The sequence below is a fragment of the Brevibacillus sp. HD3.3A genome, assembly GCF_013284375.2.
In the GTDB taxonomy this organism is placed as follows: Bacteria; Bacillota; Bacilli; order Brevibacillales; family Brevibacillaceae; genus Brevibacillus; species Brevibacillus parabrevis.
The window spans coordinates 1,849,399-1,869,081 of sequence record NZ_CP085874.1 but is presented as its reverse complement, the minus strand read 5'-3'; the positions used below and the strand labels follow the sequence as shown (position 1 = coordinate 1,869,081).

General features: G+C 54.1%; 17 protein-coding genes. 9 read left to right on the top strand and 8 right to left on the bottom strand.

What is annotated here, in order from left to right; translation table 11 throughout:
• Position 1 precedes the first annotated feature (1 nt).
• Positions 2–1,435: an FkbM family methyltransferase gene (locus HP435_RS09220; RefSeq protein WP_229049878.1), complete on the top strand. Its 1,434-nt coding sequence runs from the start codon at positions 2–4 to the stop codon at positions 1,433–1,435.
• Positions 1,436–1,539: 104 nt separating this feature from the next.
• Here the strand turns inward: HP435_RS09220 and HP435_RS09215 are convergent, their stop codons facing one another.
• From HP435_RS09215 to HP435_RS09195, 5 genes are all read right to left on the bottom strand, one after another.
• Positions 1,540–2,439, bottom strand: a complete 900-nt coding sequence (locus tag HP435_RS09215; RefSeq protein ID WP_173599790.1) for an NAD-dependent epimerase/dehydratase family protein — start codon at positions 2,437–2,439, stop codon at positions 1,540–1,542.
• A 6-nt stretch (positions 2,440–2,445) separates the two neighbouring features.
• The gene (gene rfbF, locus HP435_RS09210) at positions 2,446–3,213 is read right to left on the bottom strand and encodes a glucose-1-phosphate cytidylyltransferase (protein ID WP_173596260.1); all 768 of its coding nucleotides are present in this window, start codon (positions 3,211–3,213) and stop codon (positions 2,446–2,448) included.
• Positions 3,210–4,313 (bottom strand): CDP-glucose 4,6-dehydratase, encoded by a 1,104-nt coding sequence (gene rfbG, locus HP435_RS09205; RefSeq protein ID WP_173599800.1) that lies wholly within the window; start codon positions 4,311–4,313, stop codon positions 3,210–3,212. The genes rfbF and rfbG overlap by 4 nt, the downstream gene beginning before the upstream one ends.
• Positions 4,313–5,680 (bottom strand): sugar phosphate nucleotidyltransferase, encoded by a 1,368-nt coding sequence (locus HP435_RS09200; RefSeq protein ID WP_122963222.1) that lies wholly within the window; start codon positions 5,678–5,680, stop codon positions 4,313–4,315. Before HP435_RS09200 ends, rfbG begins: the two co-directional genes overlap by 1 nt.
• Before the next feature lie 168 nt (positions 5,681–5,848).
• Positions 5,849–6,697: a hypothetical protein gene (locus tag HP435_RS09195; RefSeq protein ID WP_173599789.1), complete on the bottom strand. Its 849-nt coding sequence runs from the start codon at positions 6,695–6,697 to the stop codon at positions 5,849–5,851.
• 212 nt (positions 6,698–6,909) lie between these two features.
• Between HP435_RS09195 and HP435_RS09190 the strand changes: the two genes are divergently transcribed.
• Both HP435_RS09190 and HP435_RS09185 read left to right on the top strand, forming a co-directional pair.
• Positions 6,910–7,758 (top strand): DUF1698 domain-containing protein, encoded by an 849-nt coding sequence (locus tag HP435_RS09190; RefSeq protein ID WP_173596257.1) that lies wholly within the window; start codon positions 6,910–6,912, stop codon positions 7,756–7,758.
• Between the two features lie 194 nt (positions 7,759–7,952).
• Positions 7,953–9,140: a glycosyltransferase family 2 protein gene (locus HP435_RS09185; RefSeq protein WP_173596256.1), complete on the top strand. Its 1,188-nt coding sequence runs from the start codon at positions 7,953–7,955 to the stop codon at positions 9,138–9,140.
• A 16-nt stretch (positions 9,141–9,156) separates the two neighbouring features.
• Here the strand turns inward: HP435_RS09185 and HP435_RS09180 are convergent, their stop codons facing one another.
• Entirely contained in the window at positions 9,157–9,501 is a 345-nt protein-coding gene (locus tag HP435_RS09180) for a DUF1360 domain-containing protein (protein WP_122963219.1), read from the bottom strand.
• 94 nt (positions 9,502–9,595) lie between these two features.
• Here HP435_RS09180 and HP435_RS09175 point away from each other — a divergent pair, with 94 nt between their 5' ends.
• Positions 9,596–10,672, top strand: a complete 1,077-nt coding sequence (locus tag HP435_RS09175) for a peptidoglycan-binding protein (RefSeq protein ID WP_173596254.1) — start codon at positions 9,596–9,598, stop codon at positions 10,670–10,672.
• A gap of 60 nt (positions 10,673–10,732) precedes the next feature.
• Here the strand turns inward: HP435_RS09175 and HP435_RS09170 are convergent, their stop codons facing one another.
• Positions 10,733–12,262 carry a hypothetical protein gene (locus HP435_RS09170; protein WP_173599788.1) on the bottom strand — a complete coding sequence of 510 codons (1,530 nt, stop codon included), beginning with the start codon at positions 12,260–12,262 and terminating at the stop codon, positions 10,733–10,735.
• Between the two features lie 139 nt (positions 12,263–12,401).
• Between HP435_RS09170 and HP435_RS09165 the strand changes: the two genes are divergently transcribed.
• The 5 genes from HP435_RS09165 to HP435_RS09145 all read left to right on the top strand — a co-directional run bounded on the left by HP435_RS09165 (position 12,402) and on the right by HP435_RS09145 (position 19,460).
• Positions 12,402–13,286 (top strand): glycosyltransferase family 2 protein, encoded by an 885-nt coding sequence (locus HP435_RS09165; protein ID WP_122963216.1) that lies wholly within the window; start codon positions 12,402–12,404, stop codon positions 13,284–13,286.
• 107 nt (positions 13,287–13,393) lie between these two features.
• Positions 13,394–14,596: a BMQ_0737 family morphogenetic spore coat protein gene (locus HP435_RS09160; protein WP_122963215.1), complete on the top strand. Its 1,203-nt coding sequence runs from the start codon at positions 13,394–13,396 to the stop codon at positions 14,594–14,596.
• Between the two features lie 173 nt (positions 14,597–14,769).
• On the top strand, positions 14,770–18,786 hold the full coding sequence (locus HP435_RS09155) for a hypothetical protein (protein ID WP_173599787.1): 4,017 nt from the start codon (positions 14,770–14,772) through the stop codon (positions 18,784–18,786).
• A gap of 82 nt (positions 18,787–18,868) precedes the next feature.
• On the top strand, positions 18,869–19,051 hold the full coding sequence (locus HP435_RS09150) for a hypothetical protein (protein WP_063227158.1): 183 nt from the start codon (positions 18,869–18,871) through the stop codon (positions 19,049–19,051).
• Positions 19,052–19,073: 22 nt separating this feature from the next.
• Positions 19,074–19,460 (top strand): M67 family metallopeptidase, encoded by a 387-nt coding sequence (locus tag HP435_RS09145; protein WP_122963270.1) that lies wholly within the window; start codon positions 19,074–19,076, stop codon positions 19,458–19,460.
• A gap of 41 nt (positions 19,461–19,501) precedes the next feature.
• Here the strand turns inward: HP435_RS09145 and HP435_RS09140 are convergent, their stop codons facing one another.
• Positions 19,502–19,675 (bottom strand): hypothetical protein, encoded by a 174-nt coding sequence (locus tag HP435_RS09140; protein WP_167470239.1) that lies wholly within the window; start codon positions 19,673–19,675, stop codon positions 19,502–19,504.
• Positions 19,676–19,683 lie beyond the last annotated feature (8 nt).

Sequence of the window (19,683 nt, the reverse complement as noted above, 5' to 3'; positions counted from 1 at the left end):
CATGCTCATGTCACGCATGGACGAAATCAGGCGGGTTTGGCAACAGGAGTTGCGCATTCCGTTTCCGCTCACCGCTCAGGAAGCGTGGGATTTTTGGCTGCTGGAATCGCCGCCTTACGAGGTGAAAACGACGGCTGTCGCCCAATACGGAAAAAAGCACCAAATCAACACGCTGATTGAAACCGGCACGTATCGCGGTTACATGGTGGATGCCCAGAAGGCTGTTTTTCAACGAATTTATTCGATCGAGCTTGACCTTGCACTGTACACGGCAGCCAAAACGCATTTCGCCGCCGACGCCCATGTATCCATCTTGCACGGCGACAGCGGCACAGTGCTTCCCCAACTGCTCGCATCGATTGACGAACCTTGCCTGTTCTGGCTGGACGGACACTACATCCCGCTGTCAACCGAGTCTGCCAAAGGCAATCTCGATACGCCAATTTTGGCCGAACTGGCCGCCATCTTGTCCCATCCCGTGCCGAATCACGTCATCCTGATTGACGACGCCCGCTGCTTCATCGGCTCCAATCCGCTGTTAAAAGACTATCCGACCATCGCCGAGCTGAAACAGTACGTGGCTACCCTGCGGCCCGATCTGCACTTCGAAGTGAAGGACGACATCATCCGCATTCATCCGCCGATTGCCCACGATCCGAAAAAGACGGTCACCTTCCGTCTGCCTTTTGACGAAAAATCGTTTTTGGTCCACGGCAGCAGTTCAGACCAGAGCGTCCTGTACTACATCGAAATGGCAAACGGCCTCTACGAGGAGTACGTGCTTAACGTGCTGAAGCGGGTCGTGAAGCCAGATTCCATCTGTCTCGACATCGGGGCGAACCTCGGAACGATTTCGCTTGCGCTCAGTCATCTCGCACCGCAGGGCAAGGTGTACGCGTTTGAGCCATCTTCCGTCAACCTCGCCTTTTTGCATCAGACTTTGCAGGATAATGGGATCGGCAATGTAGAGCCTGTTCCGCTCGGCGTATTCGACCGCAACGGCATCATCGAGTTTTGCGAGGTCGATCGCGGCGGCGGCTGGTCGTTCATCGCCAGCGAAGCGACTTCTGCTGCTACCAACACGATTTCGTGCACGCGTCTGGACGACTGGGTCGCTGCTCATAACCTGTCCCGGATCGACTTGATCAAGCTCGACGTGGAAGGCTCGGAGATTCAGGTGCTGCAAGGCGGGCAGGAAACATTCAAAGCCTTCGATCCCGATCTGGTGATCGAATTTAATCCCGACAACCTGCGCGGCTATTTCGGCAAGGACCCCAACGAGCTGTTCCTGCGGCTGTTCGCGCTGTACAAAAAAATCTACTTGATTAAACGGGAAGGCGGGCTGCTCCCGATCCACTCCTATCCCCAACTGTTGGAGGCCATCAGGCCGTTTCACGGCGATTTGTTTTGCACGAACAAAACGGCTCTGCTGTAATCCACGCCAGCCTCGTCATCCGCAACAAAAAAATGCCCGGCTGCGCCGTCCCGAACGAAGGGAACGCAGCCGGGCTGTTTTGTTGTTCGTTCGCTGTTTTTTTGTTAATCCGCGGCTTCCTTTTGCAAGATCAGCTTCAATCCTTGCTCCAGGGAAACGCGCGCTTGCCAGCCGAGTGCGCCGAGTTTGCCCGTATCGGCTTGCGAGCACATCAGCTCCCCCTCTCGCTGGGCGAATGCTCCGAATTGCAGCACCGCCGTCGAGCGAGTCAGCGAATGAATTTTTTCGACCAATTCACGTACCGCCGTCGCTTTGCCCGTTCCCACCTGAAACTCGGCGTATTCGGCTGGCAAGGACGACTTTTCCCGCAGCAAAAGCAAGTACGCTGCCACGACATCCTCTACATATACAAAGTCGCGCTTCTGCTCCCCGGAAGTGAGCGCGAGCTGTGCCCCATCCCGAAGACACTGGCTGATTACGTACGGGATGAATTTGTCAGACTGGTCGAACGGCCCGTATACGTGCTCCAGCCGCATGTTGGCAAACGTCAGCCCGTACTTTTTGGCTATGTACGCCCCCCATTCCGCAAACTGCTTTTTCGTCAGGTGATAGCCTGCCAAATGCGGCGCTCCTTGTGCAAGGGAATCGCGGGAAAACGTATCCGTATTCACAAACAGCCTGGTGCCCTGCTCACAACAAAGCTGGAGGAGCCGAAGCGGGAACAAGACGTTGGCTTCCAGCAGTCCCACGTCTGACTCCCCTCTCCGGCCGTAAGCGGTTGCGGCATGAATGACGACATCAAAAGGCCCTTGCTCGGCAAAGAGCCGGTACACGCTCGCTTCCTCATCTGCATCGTACGCGATCATCTCGCTGGCGATGTCCGCAAGCCTTGCGCAATCGGACGAGCTGCGTTTGACGATGACCAGCCGATGCGAAGCTTGCACCAATGCCCGCGCCAGATGGCTGCCGAGAAATCCGGTCGCTCCCGTAAGCAAAATGTTCATGCTCTGCTACCTCCACTCCGCCTTTCCGCTTTTCCACAGCGACTCCAGGTAATTTTTGTCGCGCATCGTGTCCATCGGCTGCCAGAACCCGCTGTGCCGATAGGCTGCGAGCTTGCCGCTTTGCGCCAGTCGTTCCAGCGGCGCTTGCTCAAAAACAGTCGCATCATCGCCCAGATAGGAAAACACCTCTGGCTGCAACACGAAAAATCCGGCATTGATCCAACCGCCATCGCCGCTCGGCTTTTCCTGGAAGCCTTTCACCTGGCCGTCTGCTTCCAGATCGAGCGCGCCAAACCTTCCTGGCGGCTGCACGGCCGTAATCGTCGCCAGCTTGCCGTGCGACTGATGGAACGCAACGAGAGCGGCAATATCGATATTTCCCACCCCGTCTCCATACGTAAGCATGAACGGCTCCTCGCCGACGAATGGCTGGATTCGCTTGATCCTGCCGCCTGTCATCGTATCCTTGCCCGTATCGATCAGCGTCACCTTCCACGGGTCCTGGCAGCGATTGTGTAAAATCATCTCGTTCCCGCGGCGAAAGTCAAACGTGACATCCGACTGGTGCAAAAAGTAGTGGGCGAAATATTCCTTGATCATGTAGCCTTTGTAGCCGAGGCAAATAATGAAATCGTTGTACCCGTACTTGGAGTAGATGGACATGATATGGCAAATGATCGGCTTTTCCCCGATCTCAATCAGGGGCTTCGGCCTAAGCTGCGATTCTTCTCCGATCCGCGTTCCGTATCCGCCAGCCAAGATAACGACTTTCATGAAGCCCCCTCCTTTCCGTATTGATCGATGTGCGCAAAACAGACTTGCCGCATGTCGGCTTGTTGCTGGTAGGCTCTTGTCCACTCCACGATGCGATCCAATGCCTGCTCGATCGTCCAGTGCGGACGCCAGCCCAGCTTTTCCCGCGCTTGCGAGCTGTCGAGTCTGAGGTACGTCGTCTCGTGAAAAGAAGCTCGCTCGTCAACCTCGTAAGTCGCCTGCTTCCCCCATTTTTGGCACAGACGCGCAGCCAGCCATTCCACGCTTTTGGCGTCGTTGGCATCCGGCCCGAAATTCCAGCTACACGAGTAGCGTGGACTATCCCCATACAACCTTTGCGCCAGCAGCAAATACCCGTGCAGCGACTCCAAAACGTGCTGCCAAGGGCGAACCGCTTGCGGATGGCGAAGCTGCATCGGCTGGTCAGCGAGCAAACTCTGCAGCAGATCAGGAATCAACCGCCCGGGTGTGAAATCGCCGCCACCGATGACGTTGCCTGCGCGTGCTGTTGCAAGTCCGATCGGAGGCAAGTCTTGGGCCTGCCCGTTCTGCTGAAAAAAAGCGGCGCGGTAACAGGCGGTCACCATTTCAGCGCACGCCTTGCTATTGGAATACGGGTCGTGCCCGCCCAGCGTGTCCACCTCCCGATACCCCCAGGGCCACTCCTTGTTTTCGTAGCATTTGTCTGTCGTGACATTGACCAGCGCGCGGATGGGAATACCTGCATTTCTCGCCAGGCGAACGGCTTCCAGCAAATAAACCGTTCCCATGACGTTCGTCTCATAAGTGGCGACAGGTTCCTGATAGGACAGGCCAACCAGAGGCTGTGCCGCCATATGGATGACGATATCCGGTTTTGCTTGCAAAAGCGCCGTTTGCAGCTGCTGACTGTCGCGAATGTCGCCTGACACGGAGTCGATCAAGGAATCGATGCGGCACAGCTCAAACAGGCTGGGATGGGTCGGCGGAGCCAGCGCATATCCGGTCACCTGCGCCCCCAAGCGATGCAGCAACAGGCACATCCACGAGCCTTTGAAGCCCGTATGTCCTGTCAGGAACACTCTTTTTCCTTGCCAAAAGGCAGCGTCTGGTCGCATCATCATTCACTGACCATTTCCACGATGTCATTCCAGTCCATGCCCAGCCGGACGATGTCCTCTTCGACCAGCTTGCTGCCCATCTGCACCTCGATAATGTCGAGGTCGCTGATCGCTTTGATCGCATGCTTGGCTCCGACAGGAATTTCCACCACATCGCCAGGCTTGACGATCATCAAGCGATCATTCAGGACAAACTCCCCTTCTCCCTCCACTATCATCCACACCTCGCTGCGAAAGTGGTGGTATTGATAGCTCAAATTTTTTCCGGCATGGAGGTGGAGCTGCTTGGTCAACACCTCGACCTTTTCATTCATTTTCTGAAACTGCAAGACGTGGTACCAGCCCCAGCGCCGCTCCTCGAACATCGGCCGCTGCGACCAATCGCTTGCAATATCCTTGACCTTGTGGCTTTTGTCCTTCGCTGCGACCAGGATGCCATCCGGGCTGGCGGCGACGACGAGGTCGGATACGCCAATTGCGACGATCGGCAAATCCAGTTCATTAATGACATGCGTATTCGTGCTTTCCTCCAGATGCACGCGCCCCACTGAGCTGTCGCTCATTTCCTCGGTCAGCGTGTTCCATGTGCCAAGGTCCTTCCAATCGCCTGCGTACGGCACAACGACGACATGCTTGGCTTTTTCGACAACCTCGTAATCAAAACTGATTTTCGGCAATGCCGTATAGCGCGCAACCAGCTGATCGTAGTCCGTCGGCAGTTGTTTCTTTTGCAGCTCTTGCAGCATATAGCCCAGGCGAAACGCAAATACGCCGCAATTCCACAGGGCGCCTTGCGCAATCAGCTGGGAAGCTGTTTCCACAGAAGGCTTTTCTGTAAAGCGCGCGACCTGCAAAAAGCTGCCAGACTCGTTGTCGGCTTGCACCGGAATGACGTATCCATACTTGGTGGAAGGGTACGTCGGCTTCACTCCCATCAAGGCGAGGTCGGCCCCTGACTGCTGTATGACCGTTTCCAGTCCTTTCAACTTTTGAAAAAAGTGATCCTCCACAAAAGAGTCGACAGGCATCACAGTCACGACCTCGTCTGGCCCCAGTTGTTTGACGCTGTGCAAATAACTGGCGATCAGCGCGATGGCGGGAAACGTATCCCTTTTTTGCGGCTCCAGAATCAGCGGCACATCCGGTCCCAGCTGGCTGTATATGAGATCTACCTGCGATTGACTCGTTGAGATATAAGCCATGTCCTCAAACTGATTGGCAGCAAGCTGCCTCCATACCCGCTGAACCATGGATTCCGGTTCGCTTTCCCCATTGCGAATCAGCTTCAAAAACTGCTTGGAGCGAACATCGTTGGAGAGCGGCCACAATCTTTTGCCCGAACCGCCCGATAGCAACACCAGTTTCATCCAGGCCACCTCTGTCCGTTAAACTTCATGCATGAATCATCATATGAAAAGCTGGTAGAGGGTGACTGTTTGGTACGCGAAAATGGTCGATTCTCCCGCCTTTTGGAAAACCGACAATCACTAGCCTAGTAGACAAATACCCCGACGCGATTCGCCGGGGCATGAGCTTCAGTTCTGTATGGTCCATTGGGACGATGCATAGTCGTAATAATGAACGCCGGGTTGCCTGGGGATATGGGGGAGCCAGAAATCTTTCATGTAGCTTTTGGCCGTAAGCCCCTGGAAATGCAACGAATTTAGCCGCTTGAGGGCACCGCTGGCCTGATCCTTGCAGTAGAGCTGTCCGTCGATGGCGTACACTTTTTTCTTGCCCGAAAGACTCTCTGCCCACCGCGGGCGGTTAATATTTTCGTCAAAGAAGCTGTCGCCGAACGTTCCATGCGTATGCGCCTGGCCGGAGTAAGAACGGAAATAAAGCAGGCACAGCACCATGTCCGACACCAGCGGAACCCCTTCGATCACCTGGTCAAGCTCGATCGTTTTTTGCACGAGCAGCCGAAACATCTGCGGATTCACAAAGTATTGCATCGTCAAATTGCAGAAACGATCCAGCGTATCCAAGCCTACGAAACTTGTCCACGCAAACTCCATGGAAAACGCCCGGTATTCCGGCTTGTTGACCTGGGTGTAGAGCATCACGTCCGAATCGAGGTAAAAGCAGCCTTGTATCCGGTTTTTGCGCATGAAGTCGCGGAGAATAAACCAGCGCTGAAAGCAGAACAAATTATATTCGTAGCTCATGACATGCATGTGCTGATACACCTTGGCGAACATCTGCGCTGTCTGCATATACGAATCCATCATGACATGCATGGCGCCGGACGAGGCGTATTTCCGGTTAGCCTCCCTGCCGAGCAAGTAAACGGGAGAACGGGGATTGCTCATCTTGGCTTGCCGCAAACTGTAGGCTAAATAATCCTCATCGTCCCTGTGCATGAAAATGATAGGCAAGGTCATTGGCGCACCCTCCTGTACGTTCCTTTTCCTCCACCGTATGCTTTTCGGATCGTGCCGGAAACGGCCACTGCTTGTACCGGACGCCTAAATCCGCCGCCATGCGCCTGAGAATGGGGGATTACACCCGTTTCCCGACATCTGCGGCGTTCATATCGTAATGTAGCATGATCGCATTTTGCCTAGACACCGATTCTTCTGAAGGAGGGACATGAGTGGGAGGAACATGGACAGACAGTGAAATTTTGGCGGAGATTGCCAAGCGCACCTGGTACCATAAAATTCAGTTGCGTCCCGGGATCGCAACTCCTGGCCTGAAAATTTTGGAGCCACTTTGGGACAGTACGCGCAAATCCAGAGCGCACATCAATTACGCAGGAAAACGGGTGCTGGACATTGCCAGCTTCGACGGAATGTGGGCGTTTGAAGCGGAAAAGCTCGGAGCCTCGCTCGTCGTCGCCACCGACTGCATGCAGCCGCTGTACTCCAACTTTGAACTGTGCAAAGACATTCTCGAAAGCAAGGTTCTTCCGCTGTATAACATTTCTCCCTACAACTTGTGGGAAGGTTTGAAAGTGCTGCTGATGGACGATTTCTCCGCTCCGTTGCCGTTCCCGCAGCAAATTCGCCACAACCTGTTCGATATCGTTCAGCATACCGGACTGCTCTACCACGTCCGCGATCCTTTGTGGACGCTGTCGCAAGCGCGCAGTGTGATCAAGACTGGCGGACATCTGCTGTTGGAGACGGCTTGCATCCTCGACGACAACGAATCAAGAATGATCTTCAACGGCCCTCCGGGAAATATGAACAGAATCTACCACGATATAACGACCTACTGGGTGCCTTCGATCAGATGCTTGCGGGAGATGCTCGCCAGCACGCTTTTCGAAGTATTGCCGCAAAGCATCACAACCGTCAACTCCGGGACCAAAAACGACTACCCGATCGGCCGCGTCACGATGGTTGCGCGGGCCATCAGCGGGCGGGAAACAGCTGCCGATTCGTACGCGGAACTGCTGCGCATTTACCGCAACCCGGGTCTGGTGCCGGACTATTTGTAAGGTAAGCACAATCTCGCCATGTGCGTCTATCAAGGTGTGCGCTCCCTCCTGCAAGCGAGGGCGCCACACCTTTTTGCTATGGGAATCTGTCAAAATAAGAAACGTATCCCGATGCCAAATCCGGTTCTTGTACATATGGTATTGCAGGCGTGCCATTTCTTTTTGCGCTGACTTTTTGAAAAGGAGTGACAGAAATGTCTAGCGGGCAGCTGCCTCTCGTCAGTATCGTAACCCCCTCCTTCAACCAGGCCAGATTCATTCGCGAAACGATCAACAGCGTGCTGCTCCAGGACTACCCGAACCTGGAAATGCTCGTGATCGACGGCGGTTCGACGGATGGAACACTCGCCATTTTGCAGGAATACGCCAGTGCGGACAGCCGCTTCCGATATATTTCCGAACCGGACAACGGACAATCCCATGCGCTCAACAAAGGTTTTGCCATGGCGCAAGGAACCATCATCGGCTGGCTCAACTCGGACGACACCTATCTTCCCGGAGCGATTCGCAAGGCTGTCCACGCTTTATTGCAGCATCCGGCTTGGGGAATGGTTCATGGAAAATGTCAGGTCATCAATGAACATAGCCAGGCAGTCAATACGTTTCCCTCCTCGCACGCCGATGCCAAACAGCTTTACTACACGTGCTGCATCTGCCAGCCCGCCGCGTTTATTCGCCGCAATGTCATCACCCACATGAAGGGCGTGGACGAAAAGCTGAACTTTTGCATGGACTACGAGCTTTGGATGCGCATCGCCAAATTTCATCAAATTGGCTTTGTTCCGGAGTTTTTCGCCAATGCCCGCATCCACGCCACCTGCAAATCGACGACGCAGTGGCATTCGGTCGGAATCCCGGAAGTGTTCAAATCGCTCGCCAAGCACTATTCGAGCATCCCGAGCGGCTGGATCTCGCACGTCTCGCAATATCGGGGGATGGGCGTAATTGACTTGCTGAAAATATTCAAGTCGTTTCCTTCCAACTCCACACATGTCACCAGCACGAACCGCTTCCCGGACACATGGGCGCCTCCCGTCTTGCGCACGATCATTCAGTCTGACCCTGACAAGCCGGCACATATTTTGCTGATCAAAGGCAAAATTCCCGGTGCGCCAGCGAAGCTGCCCAAACCTTTTCAATTGACCGCTCTCGTCAACGGAGCCCGGGCCAAGTCTTTCACCGTCGAAAAGTCGCAGTTCGCCCTGGAAATCCCGCTCGACCCGCGAACAAACGTGCATCGCGTAGACATCGCTTCTTCCTTGACAGCCCCGGCGACCGTCCCGCATCTGCAAAACAAGCTGGTCGGAGGTTATCAGGCCGAGGAAGTGATCCCGCTGTCTCATGATGAATTTGTTGTGTATCAAGCTTTTTCGCGAGCCTAAAGACCCTGCGCATGCTTCACATGTACAGCCTCGTCTCCAGAACAGCCGCCGCCCCTGCAATCGCCAGCAGCAACAAGATGGGATAGGCGGCTGGTACATACGCGTAGACCGCCACTGTCGCCACAGCTACCCAAATGCCCGTGCACCAGTGGCAACTGAGCAATTCGCCAAAAAAGCGGCGGATTTTTCCCCCTTTAAAACGATACTGCCGATTCATTTGTCCGGTCGCGTCTGCCTCGTACACGACGGTAAAAAACGGGTTGCGAAGAAACGACGTGATCTCGTCATACACAATCAAATGGGTGAGGCGAAAGCTGGCCAGCACGAGAATGACCAGGTCAATCCACGAGATGCCAAACATCGAATTTTCCCTCTTTCCAATATTTTGTGGTTTCTTTCCCCAAACAATATCGGGTACCATTGGAGGGCGACAAACCAGAGAAAGGCGTGATGACATGAATCGCAACATTTCGAAGATTGCAGCTATCCTTTCCCTGTCCGTCACCTTCACCATGATCGGACAACCTGCATTTGCAAAAACAACATTTACCCCTCTGAAAAAGGGGATGAATAATGCACGCGTGCTCGAAGTGGAGAAAATGCTCGATGCCCTGCATTTTGACCACAAGCTGAAAGTAGACAAGCTCTATACCGTCGACACCGTGTACAACGTCAAGCAATTCCAGAAAAAGTACAAGCTCAAGCAAACGGGAATTGTGAACAAAGCGACTTACGACAAGCTGAACAAAGTGTACAAGGCGCAAAAGACAAAACCGGCTCCCAAACCGGAGACGCCAAGCAAGCCTGCCGAACCAGCTGTCACCCTGAAACTCGGCTCTACAGGTGAGCGCGTCAAAGATTTGCAAGCCATGCTCGCCAACCTCGGCTACAAGGTGACTGCGACAGGCACTTATGATGACTCTACCCGTTTTGCCGTCATGCTGTTTCAATCCCGCAACAAGCAGACTTTGACCGGGGAAGCCGACGCGAAAACGTACAAGGCGATTGAGGAGCAGTACAAGAACAACAAGAACAATCCGAAGCCAACTCCGACACCAACGCCAACCCCGACACCGCCTGTGACGCCAACACAGCCGGAAAAACCGCAAAACCCGGGCACTGGCACGACCGTTCCTTTGCCAGCCGATTTGACTGCTGACGAAAAGGAAATGGTCCAGTTGGTCAATCAGGAGCGCACGAGCCGCGGACTCGCGCCGTACCAGGTCGATATGCAACTGGTCAAAGTAGCGCGAGTCAAAGCCCAGGAGATGGTGACCAAAGGCTACTTCAGCCACACTTCTCCGACGTACGGTTCGCCTTTCCAGATGATGGACACCTTTGGTATCAATTATATGGCGGCAGCTGAAAACATTGCCCAAAATCCGTCGGTGAGCGGTGCCCATCAAATGTTCATGAACTCTTCGGGCCACAAGACCAACATCCTCAGCCCTACGTATGACTATGTGGGAATCGCTGTAGTCAATGGCGGCCCTTACGGAAAAACGTTCGTCCAAATGTTTTTGAAAAAGTAAGCTCGCTGAATGTAAAAGCCATCATTTCGCTATCGAAATGGTGGCTTTTTTTGCCTGTGCCTAGAACGAAACAGCAATCCGGTTGTTCGCCGAAAAATGCACGGATTGGTCGTTGCAGAGAACGACTCCTTCTACAACGATCGCCTTGCCCGAATCCTGCTTCAAAAAAGATACCTGGAAATTTTGAAAAGCTTCCGCTGACTGCGGCGGGATCGCGACAGGCTGGATCGGAGCAATCCAGTATTCGCCGCGTTCCATCGCTTGGGTAAACCAGTCGTCATCGAGGTACCGCCAGCCTTTCAAGCCGTTGCTGCCTTGCACAGCCAATGTCTCGACCAGCCGCGGCGGCAAAATTTGCCCGCCCATCTTGATCGAATCGGCTGGGCTTACCCGCAGGCAAACGATCGGATTGTACAGCACCTCTGTTCCCGTGTTTTTGACTTGCAGAGTGCCTATTAGCAAATACGGTTTTTCATTGGAGTCTGAGTGAATCAATGTATAGTCAAAAAACACTTCTGCGGCTGTGCGCGCTTCTACAGCCTGTTCTTGCTCCTGTTCCTGTTCCTCTGTTTGTTCGGGAGCTGCTTCTTCTATATGGAGGACGGCTGCGTGCGGTTCCTGTGGTTGCTCTCGCTCCTGCGATGCGACTACCTCTTCTGCCAGGTGTGCAGCAGCTTCCTGCTCTTGCTGAACCACTTGCTCTGCCTGCGGCTGTTCCGCCTTTTGCAGGCTGGCTACTGCTGTCTGTTCCTCCTGAACGTCTAGCGCCGCCTGTGCCGTCATGACTGGCGCCTCGGCTTGCTCCTCGCCAGCTTCGCTCTCGATTTGCTCGCAATCGTGCTCATCTGCCTGGTCAAGCAGCTCCTCCACTTCTGCAAGCAATTCCTCATCGTCGCTTGTGCTTGTGGTCAGCTGACTTTGCTCGGACGACCAGACGCTGGAGTAGAACAGCTTCAATATGTTCGGGGGAAGGTAAGCAAGCGGCTGAATGTGCAAGCCGTTTTGAAAATATTCCAAAATGCCCGAAGCGAGATAGAAAGCTATTTTTTCGCCGTAAGCTTTTCTTTTGTACACTTCCGTGTGAATCGGAATTTGCAGCTGGATATGCACGATTCCGCCCGCTTGTTTGGGCGCTTTGCTCGCTTTTTGCTGGCACGCTATCCCCGTCTGCTTCAGTTCTTGCTGCAAGCAGCGGATCAGCTCTCTCTGCCGCTCATTTTCGTGCGGATATAAAACCAGCCGCGGCTTTTCCAGCAAGCGCAGTTCCTTCATGCTGAAGCGGATCGCAACGTCGGTATTTTTCGCCAGGCTGAGGTTGTTTTTCGTCAGCACCACTTCCATTCCATAATCAGAAACGAAGCGCTGGACTTTCCCCAGCACATCCCACTCGTAGGCAGTTTCCGTCGTTTGGCCGCCTGTAAAAAGAACGCACACTTTCCCTTTCAGGCCCGAATCGAGATCGATCCGCTTCTGTTTCGGGTCCCATTTCAATTGAAATCCGTTTTGCTTGCAAAACAATCGAAAAGCAGGCAGAGCCGCATACGGCATGGTCCCGCCACGCTGCCCGCTGTAATATACCTCGACGTCCATCCTTTTCACTCCTCACGACACGATCTAGACTCTCCGCGATATTGTATGAATGCCTAGTGCCAAGAGTGAGCAAATTTGGCAGCGGGCGTTCCCTCCCCTGACGTGCGGCATACCATGGCTACTAGAAAGGAGTGGTCATATGTCCGTCGAGCAACCGCCATTGGTCTCTATTATCATCCCTGTCAAAAACGAAGGAGACAATGTGCGCACAACGATTACTTCTCTCGTCAATGCGAGAACCAATATGACCTATGAAGTCATCGTGGTCGACGATGCTTCTACTGATAATGGCTGTCATTTTTTGCGCAATCAGGAAAACCCGTCAAACATCAAGCTGATCACGACAGAAGGGATCGGAGCAGCAGCCGCGAGAAATTTGGGCGTCGATCACGCGCAGGGCAGGTTTTTGATCTTTTGCGATGCGCACCTCGCTTTTGAAAATTTCTGGATCGATCGCATGCTGGAGCTGATCCTCACCAAAAAAGCGGACGGCGTCGCACCGGGGATCGCCTCCATGACAGAGCCGCACAAAATCGGCTACGGCCAAAAGCTCGATCAAAAGCTGGGCGTCGTCTGGTATCCGAATCCGCAGCGGCCTGCTCCGATTGCGATTTTGCCAGGGGGCTGCTTTATTGTTACGCGGGAAGCTTTCATGAAGGTGGGCGGATTCGATCGCGGGTTCCGCGTGTGGGGCTTTGAAGACATCGAGTTTTCCATCAAAATGTGGCTGTTCGGCTTCACCTGCTTTGTCCACCCTTCCGTGAAAATTCGTCATCTGTTCAGGCAAACGCATCCTTATACAGTGGTGCATGAGCACATCTACTACAATATGCTGCGGATGGCGTACAGCCATTTTAGCGAACAGCGGATTGAAGCCACGAAGAAGCTCATCGTGTACGCAAATGCCAGCGAAATCGAAGACGACGTGCTGACCTCTGGAGCAGCTGCCCAGCGCATCCGCTACCTCGCCCAGAGAAAACGCGATGACAACTGGTTTTTCCAACAATTTCAAATCCCGTTTTAATCCGTCTTTCACCTAAAAAATGGGCATTCGTTGACAAGCAAATTTCCCCTTGCCCACATAGTATGTAACTGCAAAGCAAATCCCCTAGGAAAGGAAGGATTCTTACGGTGAAACATCCTGTGAAGCCCATTATGGGTCGCCAGCTCCCTACACCAACACCGACCGCTACTCCTCCTACTCCGAACAACCTTCAGGAAGAGTGCATTCGCGTTCAAAAGGTGTACGACTGGGTCGTTCTTGCTAACAGCTACCGGAACAAGATTGCCCTTCCCGACGATTGTCGAGCACTTGTGGACGCAGCTATTCGTGCAGGGCAAGATATTTCCATCTCGTGCGTAGAGCCTGTATCTCCTGGCCCTAGCTGCAGCGTCGTCAGCATTCGCCGCGAAAACATCACAGTCAACGGCACAACCGTCCGCGTAGGTGTTGTCCGCTTCGTGTTCAGCGCCACTGTTATCGTGCGCGTTTTCGCAGACGGAACGCCACTCTGCGAATTTACGACAACGGTACAGTTCGATCAGGAGGTCGTACTGTGCTTGCCTGAACCGCTTGACGAAGACAACATCGTTTGCCGAATCAGCGCCCTGGAATGCAGCCCTACCGGCAACGTACTCCTCGGCGGCATGGTTCAGCTGGATGTCATTGTGTGCGTGGAAATCCAGGTAGAAGCGGAAGTCAAACTCGAAGTGCTCGCCAAATTCTGCTCGCCGCGTCCTAACAACATTCCTGTACCGTCGCCAACGCCTTCTTTCCGTTGCCCGCCGATCACATTCCCGCCACAATGCCCGCCAATCTTCCCGGTTCGCAACTGCGATTGCCAGGCGTCCGTAAACGCACTGATCCCGAACGTATCGATCAGCATCGGTATCCCACTCGAAATCGCAGTCGGTACAGTCCAGCTCATCGCCGATATCTGCCCAAGCTGCGATCCATCCAGCAGCTCGTTCACCTTTAATTTCTTCGATACAGTCTTGACTGACCTGTTGGGCGACCAAAGCTTCAGCTTCTCGCCTACCTCGATCAGTTCGCCTACGTGCATTACCGTGCTGCCAGGTCTGGATCTGATCACTGGTCTGGTCGTATCCGGTACCGGCGTGAGAACCTTCACAGCAACCGGAGCGCAAGAGTTCATGACCTACTCCTTGACTCTGGCCGAAACAGCACTCGGTCTGCCAGACGTGATCATCCTGACACTGACAGATGCAAACGGCATCCTCGTCTTCTCTGCCAACCTCACCATCGTTCCCGACGAGCAATTGCTGGTGCGCGATTGCGTCACATTCGGAGACATCGTCATCACCACGCCGTAAGCTTCCTGCTTCCTGCAAACTATACTGGTGTTTCCACCGGGAGAAGACTTTGTCTTCTCCCTTTTTTCGTTTCTTTTGCCGCCAGATTGGCCGCATCGGGATACAGGCACCAAATGCCGACCATTACATATGTCTATAGAGGATAACCTTACGCAAAAAAGGAGGACAACACTGTGCTTAAAAAAAGAACCTCCAGCACAAGCAAGCCAAAAGCAGGGAACGAGAAGTTCCTTTTGCTGAAAAAACAGGCGTACTACTACGAGGACAAAGCTAACCAACTGAGCATGAGAGTGATGGAGCTTGAGGAAAAGATAGAAGCAACCAGCCTGGAAAACCAGGAATACCGGGCACAGCTGGAGGAACTGCACCAGACCCTCGCCGATCTGGACCAAAAAGCAAATGAATGGCAGCAGTACACGGATCAGTCGCAGAAGCTGCTCAGCGATCTGGAAGCAAAACTGGACCACTACCAGAACCTTCTCCAGCAGCGCGAAAAAGCCATTTCGGTCTACAAAGATCGGGAGGGCAAGCTGAAGCGAACGGTAGATGAGCTGCGGAGCGAGCTGCACGAGCATGAAACATCCCCCAAGCTCGCGGAAGCCATTTCCAAGCATGAGGCCATGGAAGCCACTTTGCGGGAGCGTATCGAACTATTGCAGCGCAGGCTGGATCACTTTGAGAAAAAGGAAGCGGAGTGGGAGCAAAGCCTGGCGAAGCTGAAATCATATGAGTCCGCCAGCGAGCACGCACAGCAGCAGCTGGAGGAAGCGAGACGAAAAGAAGCAGAACTGGCACAGCTGATCGCCTCGTCGGAGCAGGTCAACACCCAGTTGCATGAGCAGCAGCAACAACAGCGTGACAAGATCGAGGAGCTGCTTGCAGAACGCCAGCAGTTGCTCGAAACGATTACCCATTTGGAGCAGCAGGAAAATTCCTGGAAACGAGCGCTTGAGCATATGCACGACGAATACGAAAGCGCCCAGCTCGTGGAACAGGAGCAGCTTTCCCAGCTGGAGCATTTGCAAGAGCAGCTGGAAGCATCCCAGCAAGACCTGCACACCAAGCGCCAACAGTTGGAAGCAACAAACCAGAATCTGGAAACAACTTCCCTGCAACTCCAGGAAACGACTCAACTTTTGCAAGACACGTCCGCACAGCTGACAAACGCGTCCCAGCAACTGGAAGCTGCACGCGATCTGGAAGCGCAGCTTTTGCTCAAACAGCAGCACTTAGATGAAACCGCACGGCAACTGCACGAGACAACCGTACAATTGCAAAACGCCTCGGCCCATCTGGAAGCTACCTCCCAGCAGCTTGACGCGGCCCGCGCTCTGGAGCAGGAGCTGGTCGAGAAGCAGCAACAGCTGGAAGCTGCCCTTGTTCAGCGGGAACAGCAGGAGCTTTCGTTGCAGCAAGCCCTGGAGAAAAAAGACGCTGAGCTGATCGCGGCTCATCACGATTATTTGGCGTTAATTGAAAGGCACGATCAGACGCTGCAACAGCTGGGCACAACGGCACAGCAACTCGACGAAACAAATCAGCAACTGGAAGACACCACAGCCCGGCTGCACAGCACAACTTCCCAACTCGACGCCGCCTCCCAGCAGCTGGATCACACTGCGCAACAGCTTGACGCGACTTCCCGGCAACTGGATCAAACTACACAACAGCTTGACGCCGCTTCCCGCCAGCTCGATGCCGCTCGCGAACACGAGACGCAGCTTCTCGCCCAACAGCAACAGCTCGAAGCAGCCGTCACGCATTGGGAGCAACAAAAGATCGTGTGGACCGAGGCGCTTGAGCAAAAAGACGCTGAGGTGCAAGCTGCGCTCCACCTGTCCCACGAGTGGAATGCGAAGCACGACCAGGTGGTTCAACAGCTTGACGCGACCTCTCAACAGCTCGATGCCAAGGCTGAACAGCTTGACGCCGCTTTACAGCAACTTGACGTGACTACGCAGCAACTCGACACGACTGCGCAGCAGCTTGACACCACCTCCGCTCAGCTCGGCGAAGCGAACCAACTTTTGGCGGAAACGGCGGCTCAGCTGCAAACCACGACTTCCCTGCTCGATGCCAAGTCCGAGCAGCTTGACGACGCTTTGCAGCAACTTGACGTGACCACGAAGCAGCTCGACACGACTGCGCAGCAGCTTGACACCACCTCCGCCCAACTCGACGAAGCGAACCAGCTTTTGGCGGAAACGGCGGCTCAGCTGCAAACCACGACTTCCCTGCTCGATGCCAAATCCGAGCAGCTTGACGACGCTTTACAGCAACTTGACGTGACTACTCAGCAACTCGACACTACTTCGCAGCAGCTTGACACCACTTCCGCCCAACTCGTCGAAGCGAACCAGCTTTTGGCGGAAACGGCGGCTCAACTGCACAGCACGACTTCCCTGCTCGATGCCAAGTCCGAGCAGCTTGACGACGCTTTGCAGCAACTTGACGTGACCACGAAGCAGCTCGACACGACTGCGCAGCAGCTTGACGCCACCTCCGCCCAACTCGGCGAAGCGAACCAGCTTTTGGCGGAAACGGCGGCTCAACTGCAAACCACGACTTCCCTACTCGATGCCAAATCCGAGCAGCTCGACGACGCTTTACAGCAACTTGACGTGACTTCATTGCAACTCGACACCACTTCCGCCAAGCTCGGCGAAGCAAACCGACTGCTGGAGGAAACAACCGCTCAGCTGCAAACCACGACTTCCCTGCTCGATGCCAAGTCGGAGCAGTTGGACGCCACTTCACAGCAACTTGACGCGACTGCGCAGCAGCTTGACGCCACTTCCCGACAGCTCGAAAGCGCCCTTGCCTCCAAGGCGCAGCTGATTGCGCGACAGGAACAGCTTCAGGCAAGCATCGCGGACTGGGAGCAACAGGAAGTTTTCTGGCAGCAAGCTTTGGAACAAAAAACAGCCGAGCTGCATAGCGCTCATCAGGACTACCTCGAACTGAGCGGAAAACACGAGCAAGCGCTTCAGCAGTTGAACACAGCTTCCCAGCAGCTTGACGAAGCACAGCAACAGTTGGCAGATACTCAAGCCGAACTACAAAGCACCCGCTCCCAACTGGACGCATCTTCCCAACAACTCGGCGAAACTCAGCAACAACTGGAAAGCACAGCCGCCCAGCTCCAAGACACCACAGAGCAACTCCAAGCCGCTCGCGAGCAGGCAGCGCAGCTGACCGCGAAGCAACAACAACTCGAAGCAAGCATTGCCCAGTGGGAGCAACAAGAGCGACTGTGGCAACAAGCTTTGGAACAAAAAAATACCGAACTGCAAGACGCCCACCGCGACTATCTCGAATTGGGCGAAAAGCACACCCAGACGCTTCAGCAGCTTAACAGTTCTGCGCAACAACTCGCCGAGGCGACCAAACAACTGGACGAAGCAAAGACCCAACTGCAAAGCACAACTTCCCGGTTCGACGTTACTTCCCAGCAGCTCCATGCCGCCCGCGAGCAGGAGGTACAGCTGCTGACCAAGCAGCAACAGCTGGAAGCAGCGATCGCCCGATTGGAGCAACAGGAGCAGCAGTTGAAGCAAGAATTGGAACAAAAGAGCAGCGAACTGCAAACGAGTCGCCAATCGTATGAGCAATTGAACGACAAGCACCTTTCGCTCGTTCAGCAGCTAAACACCGCTTCCCAACAACTGGAAGCAACGAAAGAACTGGAAGCGCGCCTGACAGCAAAACAACAGCAGCTCGACGACGCGCAAAAACAGCTAACCGAAGCAAACGCAAACTTGTCCGCGATCCAAAAGCAGCTGCGGGCCGCCGAAGACAAGCTGACTTTGCAACAGACGGATGAAAGCAGCTGGAACAAACGCCTGGAAGACACGATTCACTCCTTCAAGCAACAGCTCAAAGAAAAAGAAAAACAACTGGAGCAAATCACTACCCAGGAGCTTGTCTTGAAAAAGACAGTCGCCGGACTAAAACAGTTGGTCAAGGAGCATCAGGAGAAAGAGGAGAAGTACAGACAAGCCATAAAAGATTTCAGCCAAAAAGAAGCGCGGGCAAACAAGACGTTGAGCCAACTGCCGCACAGCACTTCTTCGTCCATGAACGGCCACATGAACGGCAACGCAAACAACAACATCCCTGCTTCCAGCCCAATCTCGTTCAAGATGCCGCCGCATACGCAGCAAGGAAACACATTCAACCCGTTCAAGTGACCAGTTGCAATGTGCGATCGCCGTTACCACTCGACAGCTCGCTGAATAAAACATAGTACAGTACAGAAAGGGAGGGAAATCCATGACACCAGATCAACTCCGCGCACTTTACAATCAGCGTCAGCAACGCCCTGTTCGCCAAGGCATGCGTCCGCTGGGGATGCCGCCATCGCCACTGCCAAAATCCGGGCCTGTGCACAACGTGAAACCCTTTGTCCAATCCAAAACAACCGGAGGATGCTGCGGCAGACGTTGGCAAGGCTAATACAACCGAAACACCCTTTTCCATGACCCGATCTGTGTGGGACGAAATGGTTCGACATTGCCAAGAAGAAAAACCGTATGAGGCATGCGGATTGCTTTCCGGAAGGGGCAACAGCGCCCAGACCATTTGGCGGATGGAAAACGTCCTGAAACGCCCCGATGCTTTTGCCATGAGCACACGGCAAATTCAGAAGGTGCTAAATAAAATGGCCATGCGCGGCGAGAATCTGGTCGGGATTTACCATTCCCATCCAACCGCTCCGCCCGTTCCGTCCACCGAGGACATCGCTTACGCCCACTACACGGAAGCCGCTTACCTCATCGTTTCCTTATCTTCGCCCCAACCTGCACTCGGTTGTTATCGCATTTGGGGGGCCAGAGCTTTTCCACGCCCCTTCCGCCTTGAATAAACACTATTCACCCACAGAGGAAAAACAGCCAGAACGCCGGGTCATCTCCCCCGCTGTTCTGGCTGTTCCTTTTTGGCGACCAGCAAGCATTCGCGCTGCTCCCAGCTTACAAAATCATCCTCCCACAAAACTTGACACCGTTCTTCCTCGATGCTGATGACGACACCTTTGGCTCCATCCTTCACAAATACGACCAGATCGCCCACTTGGATCACCGGAGATC

Bases quoted from the DNA above. Each gene is read 5' to 3' on its own strand.
- HP435_RS09195 (WP_173599789.1), bottom strand. From the start codon at position 6,697: ATGACCTTGCCTATCATTTTCATGCACAGGGACGATGAGGATTATTTA.
- rfbG (WP_173599800.1), bottom strand. From the start codon at position 4,313: ATGATGCGACCAGACGCTGCCTTTTGGCAAGGAAAAAGAGTGTTCCTG.
- HP435_RS09150 (WP_063227158.1), top strand. From the start codon at position 18,869: ATGACACCAGATCAACTCCGCGCACTTTACAATCAGCGTCAGCAACGC.
- HP435_RS09175 (WP_173596254.1), top strand. From the start codon at position 9,596: ATGAATCGCAACATTTCGAAGATTGCAGCTATCCTTTCCCTGTCCGTC.
- HP435_RS09170 (WP_173599788.1), bottom strand. From the start codon at position 12,262: ATGGACGTCGAGGTATATTACAGCGGGCAGCGTGGCGGGACCATGCCG.
- HP435_RS09165 (WP_122963216.1), top strand. From the start codon at position 12,402: ATGTCCGTCGAGCAACCGCCATTGGTCTCTATTATCATCCCTGTCAAA.
- HP435_RS09220 (WP_229049878.1), top strand. From the start codon at position 2: ATGCTCATGTCACGCATGGACGAAATCAGGCGGGTTTGGCAACAGGAG.
- HP435_RS09180 (WP_122963219.1), bottom strand. From the start codon at position 9,501: ATGTTTGGCATCTCGTGGATTGACCTGGTCATTCTCGTGCTGGCCAGC.
- HP435_RS09145 (WP_122963270.1), top strand. From the start codon at position 19,074: ATGACCCGATCTGTGTGGGACGAAATGGTTCGACATTGCCAAGAAGAA.
- HP435_RS09215 (WP_173599790.1), bottom strand. From the start codon at position 2,439: ATGAACATTTTGCTTACGGGAGCGACCGGATTTCTCGGCAGCCATCTG.
- HP435_RS09185 (WP_173596256.1), top strand. From the start codon at position 7,953: ATGTCTAGCGGGCAGCTGCCTCTCGTCAGTATCGTAACCCCCTCCTTC.
- rfbF (WP_173596260.1), bottom strand. From the start codon at position 3,213: ATGAAAGTCGTTATCTTGGCTGGCGGATACGGAACGCGGATCGGAGAA.
- HP435_RS09200 (WP_122963222.1), bottom strand. From the start codon at position 5,680: ATGAAACTGGTGTTGCTATCGGGCGGTTCGGGCAAAAGATTGTGGCCG.